4 protein-coding genes are annotated in these 6,267 nt (G+C 63.2%); 3 read left to right on the forward strand and 1 reads right to left on the reverse strand.

Annotation, left to right across the window (positions count from 1 at the left end; all coding sequences use genetic code 11):
* Positions 1–1,013 (reverse strand): tRNA (adenosine(37)-N6)-threonylcarbamoyltransferase complex transferase subunit TsaD (tsaD, locus tag AC4FAH_RS04605; protein ID WP_490245708.1); only part of this gene is annotated, 1,013 nt, incomplete at its 3' end.
* 425 nt (positions 1,014–1,438) lie between these two features.
* Here tsaD and rpsU point away from each other — a divergent pair.
* From rpsU to rpoD, 3 genes are all read left to right on the forward strand, one after another.
* On the forward strand, positions 1,439–1,654 hold the full coding sequence (gene rpsU, locus AC4FAH_RS04610; RefSeq protein ID WP_024951433.1) for a 30S ribosomal protein S21: 216 nt from the start codon (positions 1,439–1,441) through the stop codon (positions 1,652–1,654).
* A gap of 228 nt (positions 1,655–1,882) precedes the next feature.
* Positions 1,883–3,979 (forward strand): DNA primase, encoded by a 2,097-nt coding sequence (gene dnaG / locus AC4FAH_RS04615; protein WP_153636559.1) that lies wholly within the window; start codon positions 1,883–1,885, stop codon positions 3,977–3,979.
* 326 nt (positions 3,980–4,305) lie between these two features.
* Positions 4,306–6,144: an RNA polymerase sigma factor RpoD gene (gene rpoD / locus AC4FAH_RS04620; RefSeq protein ID WP_043334650.1), complete on the forward strand. Its 1,839-nt coding sequence runs from the start codon at positions 4,306–4,308 to the stop codon at positions 6,142–6,144.
* Positions 6,145–6,267: the final 123 nt, after the last annotated feature.

A 6,267-nucleotide genomic window follows, 5' to 3' on the forward strand; every position in this document is an offset into this window, starting at 1 on the left:
AGGCTGTCCAGCGGCCAGCGCGGCACGGCCTTCATCGGGCCGGTGTCCTGCTCGCCAGCATTCAGGCGCTGCGCGCCCACGTAGGCGATCATCGCACCGTTGTCGGTGCAGAAGCGGCCGCGCGGGTAGTAGGCGCGGGCATTGCGCTTGGTCAGCTCATGGCTCAGACGCTCACGCAGGCGGGTGTTGGCACTCACGCCGCCGGCGACGACCAGACGCTTGAGGCCGGTCTGGTCCAGCGCGCGACGACACTTGATGACCAGGGTGTCGACCACGGCTTCCTCGAAGGCGCGTGCGATATCGGCGCAGTGCTGCTCATCCAGGTCATCCGCGGCCTTGGCCTTCTTGAGCGTGACCATGGTGTGGGTCTTGAGGCCGGAGAAGCTGAAGTCGAGGCCCGGGCGGTCTGTCATCGGGCGCGGGAAGCGATAGCGTTTGGGGTCGCCCTGTTCGGCCAGCTTCGCGACCTGCGGGCCACCGGGGTAGGGCAGTTCCAGCATCTTGGCGGCCTTGTCGAAGGCTTCGCCGGCGGCGTCATCCACGGACTCGCCGAGCAGCTCGTATTCGCCCAGTCCGCGCACCGCGACCAGCTGGGTGTGTCCGCCGGAGACCAGCAGCGCCACGAAGGGGAATTCCGGTGCATCGTCTTCCAGCATCGGCGCCAGCAGGTGGCCTTCCATGTGGTGGACGCCGAGCACCGGCACTCCCCATGCCTTGGCGAGCCCATGCGCGGTGGACGCGCCGACCATCAGTGCGCCGACCAGGCCCGGGCCTGCGGTATAGGTGATGGCATCGATGTCAGCGGCCTTCAGCTGCGCTTCGTCCATCACCTGCTGGATCAGCGGCAGCAGCTTGCGAGTGTGATCACGCGACGCCAGTTCCGGCACCACGCCGCCGAACTCGGCGTGCATGGCGATCTGGCTGTAGAGGGCATCTGCAAGCAGGCCCTGGTCCGTGTCGTAGATGGCGACGCCGGTCTCGTCGCAGGAAGTCTCGATGCCGAGCACACGCATGGCTGACTCTCAGGAAATATCAGAAGTAGAGGGCGGCACGGCCAGCGAGGCTGCCTGAGCGAGCCCGAGAGGCGTGTGTGCCGTGAATGCGCGACATTCTACTGGCTGTGAGCACGGGTGTCGCGCCAGCTGGCGTTGAGGCAGAGAGGATTTCCGGTTTCCGCGTTTGCAAAGCCGGGGGCGGGTGTCTAGAATATGGCACTCTGCAAGACTGGGTCGTGCATCCGACCACCCCGCAAAAGCTCCCCGAATCGTGATTCCAGCCAGCGACGGCTACCCTCACCGGTGGTGTCGCAGGCGACTGATTGATGCTGGATCGACCTGCAGGTGGCGGTTTACCGTCGCTGGCTGGTGGCTCCTGAGGAGTGGCTGCACCGGATGTGCGTTCAAACCGAACTCATGATCTCAAGGTAGGTGAGTGTTTAATGCCTTCAGTTAAAGTACGTGACAACGAGCCGTTCGACGTCGCCCTGCGCCGTTTCAAGCGCTCCTGCGAAAAAGCCGGTGTTCTTTCCGAAGTGCGTCGTCGTGAGCACTACGAGAAGCCGACAGCTGTTCGCAAGCGTCAGCAGGCGGCCGCTGTAAAGCGCCACGCCAAGAAGGTTCAGCGTGAGCGCAAGCGTTTCGAGCGTCTCTACTGATCCGTACTTTTGGGGAGTGATATTCTGCTCTCTGGAAGGACACCAAGCGGCTGCCTCACGGTGGCCGCTTGTTTTTGTCTCTAGTGGTCCGTTTGTTCTCGAGCCGTGTGCCGTTGCCTGGCGCATGTCGCTAACTCGAGGAATGGCCTGACCCGAAGGTAGCCGCTCACTTTGCTGAGCCGACACTATCTTGCGGTCAGTCCGTTTTTCCACGACTTCTGGCGAATCATGGCTGGTCTCATCCCCCAAGGCTTCATTGACGATCTGCTGGCCCGCACCGACGTGGTCGAGGTGGTGGGTGAGCGCGTCCAGCTGAAGAAGGCCGGCAAGAGCTATGTCGGCCTCTGCCCGTTCCATCAGGAAAACTCTCCCTCGTTCAACGTCATCCCGGACAAGCAGTTCTATCACTGCTTCGGGTGCGGGGCGAGCGGCAGTGCCCTCAAGTTCCTGATGGAGTTCGATCGCCTGCCGTTCCCCGAGGCCGTGGAGCAGCTGGCCTCGCGGCTGGCGCTTGAAGTGCCGCGCGAAGGCGGCAACCAGAGTCCGCACGAGCGCCGTGAGCGCCAGCGTCGCGAGCAGGCCCGCGAAGAGGGCGTCAATCTGCTCGAGGCGGCCGCGGACTTCTATCGTCAGCGCCTGACGGAACCGGCCGCGCAGCCGGCACGTGAGTATCTGGAAGGCCGTGGTCTGTCGCGTGAGGTCATGCGCGACTTCGGCATCGGCTTCGCGCCGGAAGGCTGGGAGCACCTCAAGCATCACCTGAGCAAGCTGGGTGTCAGCGAGGATGTGCAGATCGAATACGGTCTGCTGATCCATCACGAGGAAAGCGGTCGCCGCTATGACCGCTTCCGCGATCGCGTGATGTTCCCGATCCGTGACTGGAAAGGCCGTACCATCGCCTTCGGCGGTCGCGTGATGGGCGACGCCAAGCCCAAATACCTGAATTCTCCCGAGACTCCCGTCTTCCACAAGGGACGCGAGCTCTACGGTCTGTTTGAAGCCCGTGAGGCGAATCGCAAGCTGGAACGCATGCTGATCGTCGAAGGCTACATGGACGTGGTGGCACTGGCGCAGTACGGCATTCGCAATGCCTGCGCGACCCTGGGCACCGCGACCAGTGAGGAGCACCTCAAGCGCCTCTATCGCCTGGTCGATGAGGTGGTGTTCTGCTTCGACGGCGACAAGGCCGGTCGGCAGGCGGCGCGCCGCGCGCTGGAGACCGTGCTCGAGGTCATGATCGATGGGCGTCAGGCGCGCTTCCTGTTCCTGCCGGAAGGCGAGGACCCGGATTCCCTGGTGCGCAGCGAGGGTCAGGAGGCATTCGAGAAGCGTGTCACCTGCGCCTCCGGGCTCTCCGAGTTCCTGTTCGAGCAGGCCGCGGAAGGACGCGACCTCAAGCGCATGGAGCAGCTCGAGCGGTTCGTGACCCAGGCGCTGGAGTGGATCTCGCGCGTGCCCGAAGGGGTGCTGCGCTCGCTGCTGCTCAAGGAGCTGGAGCGGCGCAGTGGTCTGGAGCGTGAGCGGCTGGATGCCATGCTGGTGGAGCGCGCCGCGGCGCGTGAAGCCCAGCAGGCACGGCTGCGTCAGCACCAGCAGCTACGTCAGCACCCTCAGCAACAGCAGCGTTCGCAACCGCAACAACGTCAGCCCGGCGCGACACACTCGGCACCGCGCTCAGCGCCCGCTGCCAGTCCTCAGGACGGCGCGACGCTGAGTGACGCGCAGGACGAGTGGTCGTCGCTGGAGGCGATGGCAGATGCCGGCTTCGGCGACAGCGAGCCCGATGGCTGGCAGCCGGATGACTGGCAGTCGCATGGCGAGATGCCTGCGGGCCAGGGCGCTCAAGCTTCGCGCGCGACGCCGGCCAGGTCTCAGAAGCGCACCTCGGTCAGCATGCTGACGCGCCTGTTGCATCTTCTGGTGCACGAGCCGCAGCTGGTCGCCGAGCTGCCTGACTCCAATGAGTGGATCGAAGGAGCGGGCGAGCCGGCCGACAGCGAGGATGCGCAGCTGTTGAACGATGTGGTGCGTCTCTTGAAGGCGGGGCAGTATCGTTCGCCACAGGTGCTGTTGGCGCACTTCCTCGGTACCGCACAGGGGCCGAGGCTTGAGCAGCTGGCGGCCCGCGAATTGCTGATTCCGCGTGACGTGCGCAGCGAAGAGCTGAAGGGGCTGGTGGAGCATTGCCAGCATCAGCAGGCGCGCACCACGCCGGAAGCGGAATATCAGGCCTTGCTGGCCAAGGAAAAGCGTGGCGAGAAGTTGTCGGCAGAAGAGAAGCAGCGGCTGATGGCCCTGCTGATGGAGCTGGCAACACGGCGCTGACGCAGTCTCGGTGCCAGGAAGGCCGACAATGGTGGAAATGCCGTGAGAGCTGAGGCGATGGCGCAGGAAAATACGCCCCATGGCCTTGAAAGACGCACTCATGCCCACTATTTAATGAGGTAGCTCCCGATGCGGACTGCCGCAACGTAACCGATAACGCTAACACACCTGGATGGTCCGGCAAATACGCCGCTGGCAGCATCTCCTGATGGCACGCTATACTGGTGCGCTTGATGCTCTCTTCGTCCCTATACCGGCGCCATGCTCACTCGCTGAGCCGCGTCGCGTCCAGGTGCTTCATTCTTCTTCGTCGAGATAGGGGTTCTATGGCTGGTAATGCGCAGCAGCAGTCGCGTCTCAAGGAGTTGATCGCGCGCGGCAAGGAACAGGGTTACCTGACCTATGCCGAGGTCAACGATCACCTGCCCGAGGATATCGCTGATCCCGAACAGGTGGAAGACATCATCAGCATGATCAACGATATGGGCATCAAGGTCGCGGAAGAAGCGCCCGATGCCGATACCTTGATGATGTCTGATTCCTCCACTGACGAGTCTGCCGCCGAAGAGGCCGTTGCCGCCCTCGCCGCGGTGGAAAGCGATGTGGGACGCACCACCGACCCCGTCCGCATGTACATGCGTGAGATGGGCACCGTGGAACTCCTGACCCGCGAAGGCGAAATCAAGATCGCCAAGCGGATCGAGGAGGGCACGCGTGAGGTGATGTCGTCGCTGGCATTCTTGCCGGGGGCAGTCGACTCCATCCTGGAAGCCTACGACGGCACTCTGGGCGAAGACGGCGGACGTCTGTCCGATCTCTTCTCCGGTTTCATCGACCCTGACGAAGGCGTGCCGGGTGTCGCCGAAGTCGAAGTCGAGGAAGTCGAAGAGATTCCCGAGGGCGAAGAGTCCGAAGGCGACGAAGACGAAGACGACGATTCCGCCTCTGAAGGTGGCCCGGACCCCGAGCTGGCCCGCGTCCGCTTCGAGCAGATCCGTGAGCAGAACGAGGCGACCAAGGCCGCCATCGAGAAGTACGGTTCCGGCTCTGCCGAGGCGAAAGCCGAACAGGACCGTCTTGCCGAGCTGTTCTCGCCGATCAAGCTGGTGCCCAAGCACTTCGAGCGTCTGGTCGGTCAGGTTCGCGTGTCCGTCGAGCAGGTGCGCGAGCAGGAAAAGGTCATCCTGCAGATCTTCGTCAAGCGCGGCAAGGTGCCTCGCAAGAGCTTCATCAAGGCCTTCCCGGGCCACGAGTCCGACATGGACTGGTTCGACAGCTTCATCGGTGGCAGCAAGAAGTACGCCGACAAGCTCGAGCCGTTCCGTGCCGACGTGCTGCGTGCCCAGCGCAAGATCGCCTTCGAGCAGGACATGGTCCAGCTGCCGGTCAGCGAGCTCAAGGAAGTGAACCGTCGCCTGTCGATCGGTGAAGCCAAGGCGCGTCGTGCCAAGAAGGAAATGGTCGAGGCCAACCTGCGTCTGGTCATCTCCATCGCCAAGAAGTACACCAACCGTGGTCTGCAGTTCCTGGATCTCATCCAGGAAGGCAACATCGGTCTGATGAAGGCCGTGGACAAGTTCGAGTACCGTCGTGGTTACAAGTTCTCGACCTACGCCACCTGGTGGATCCGTCAGGCGATCACTCGCTCCATCGCGGACCAGGCGCGCACCATCCGTATTCCGGTGCACATGATCGAGACCATCAACAAGCTGAACCGTGTCTCGCGTCAGATGCTGCAGGAAATGGGTCGCGAGCCGACGCCGGAAGAGCTGGGCGAACGCCTCGAGATGCCGGAAGACAAGGTGCGTCGCGTGCTCAAGATCGCCAAGGAGCCCATCTCCATGGAGACGCCGATCGGTGACGATGATGATTCGCACCTGGGTGACTTCATCGAGGACGGCACCATGGTCTCGCCGATCGACTCCGCCACCGGCGAAGGTCTGATCGAAGCGACCCGTGGCATCCTGTCCGGCCTGACCGCACGTGAAGCCAAGGTGCTGCGCATGCGTTTCGGTATCGACATGAACACCGACCATACCCTCGAGGAAGTCGGCAAGCAGTTCGATGTCACCCGTGAGCGTATCCGTCAGATCGAAGCGAAGGCGCTGCGCAAGCTGCGTCACCCGTCACGCTCCGAGTCACTGCGTTCCTTCATGGAAGAGTGATCTGAAGCGCTCGGGGCCACGCCTCGACTGCTGGCCCCGCTGACAAGACAACGCCCGCCCCCATGCGAATGGGGGCGGGCGTTGTCGTTTGTGGGCTTTACGTTACGGGTCTTTCTCTACGGG

The sequence above is a fragment of the Cobetia sp. genome (assembly GCF_983723665.1).

What these genes read in the sequence shown, in the direction of transcription:
- rpsU (WP_024951433.1), top strand. Translation starts at nt 1,439, where the DNA reads ATGCCTTCAGTTAAAGTACGTGACAACGAGCCGTTCGACGTCGCCCTG.
- dnaG (WP_153636559.1), top strand. Translation starts at nt 1,883, where the DNA reads ATGGCTGGTCTCATCCCCCAAGGCTTCATTGACGATCTGCTGGCCCGC.
- rpoD (WP_043334650.1), top strand. Translation starts at nt 4,306, where the DNA reads ATGGCTGGTAATGCGCAGCAGCAGTCGCGTCTCAAGGAGTTGATCGCG.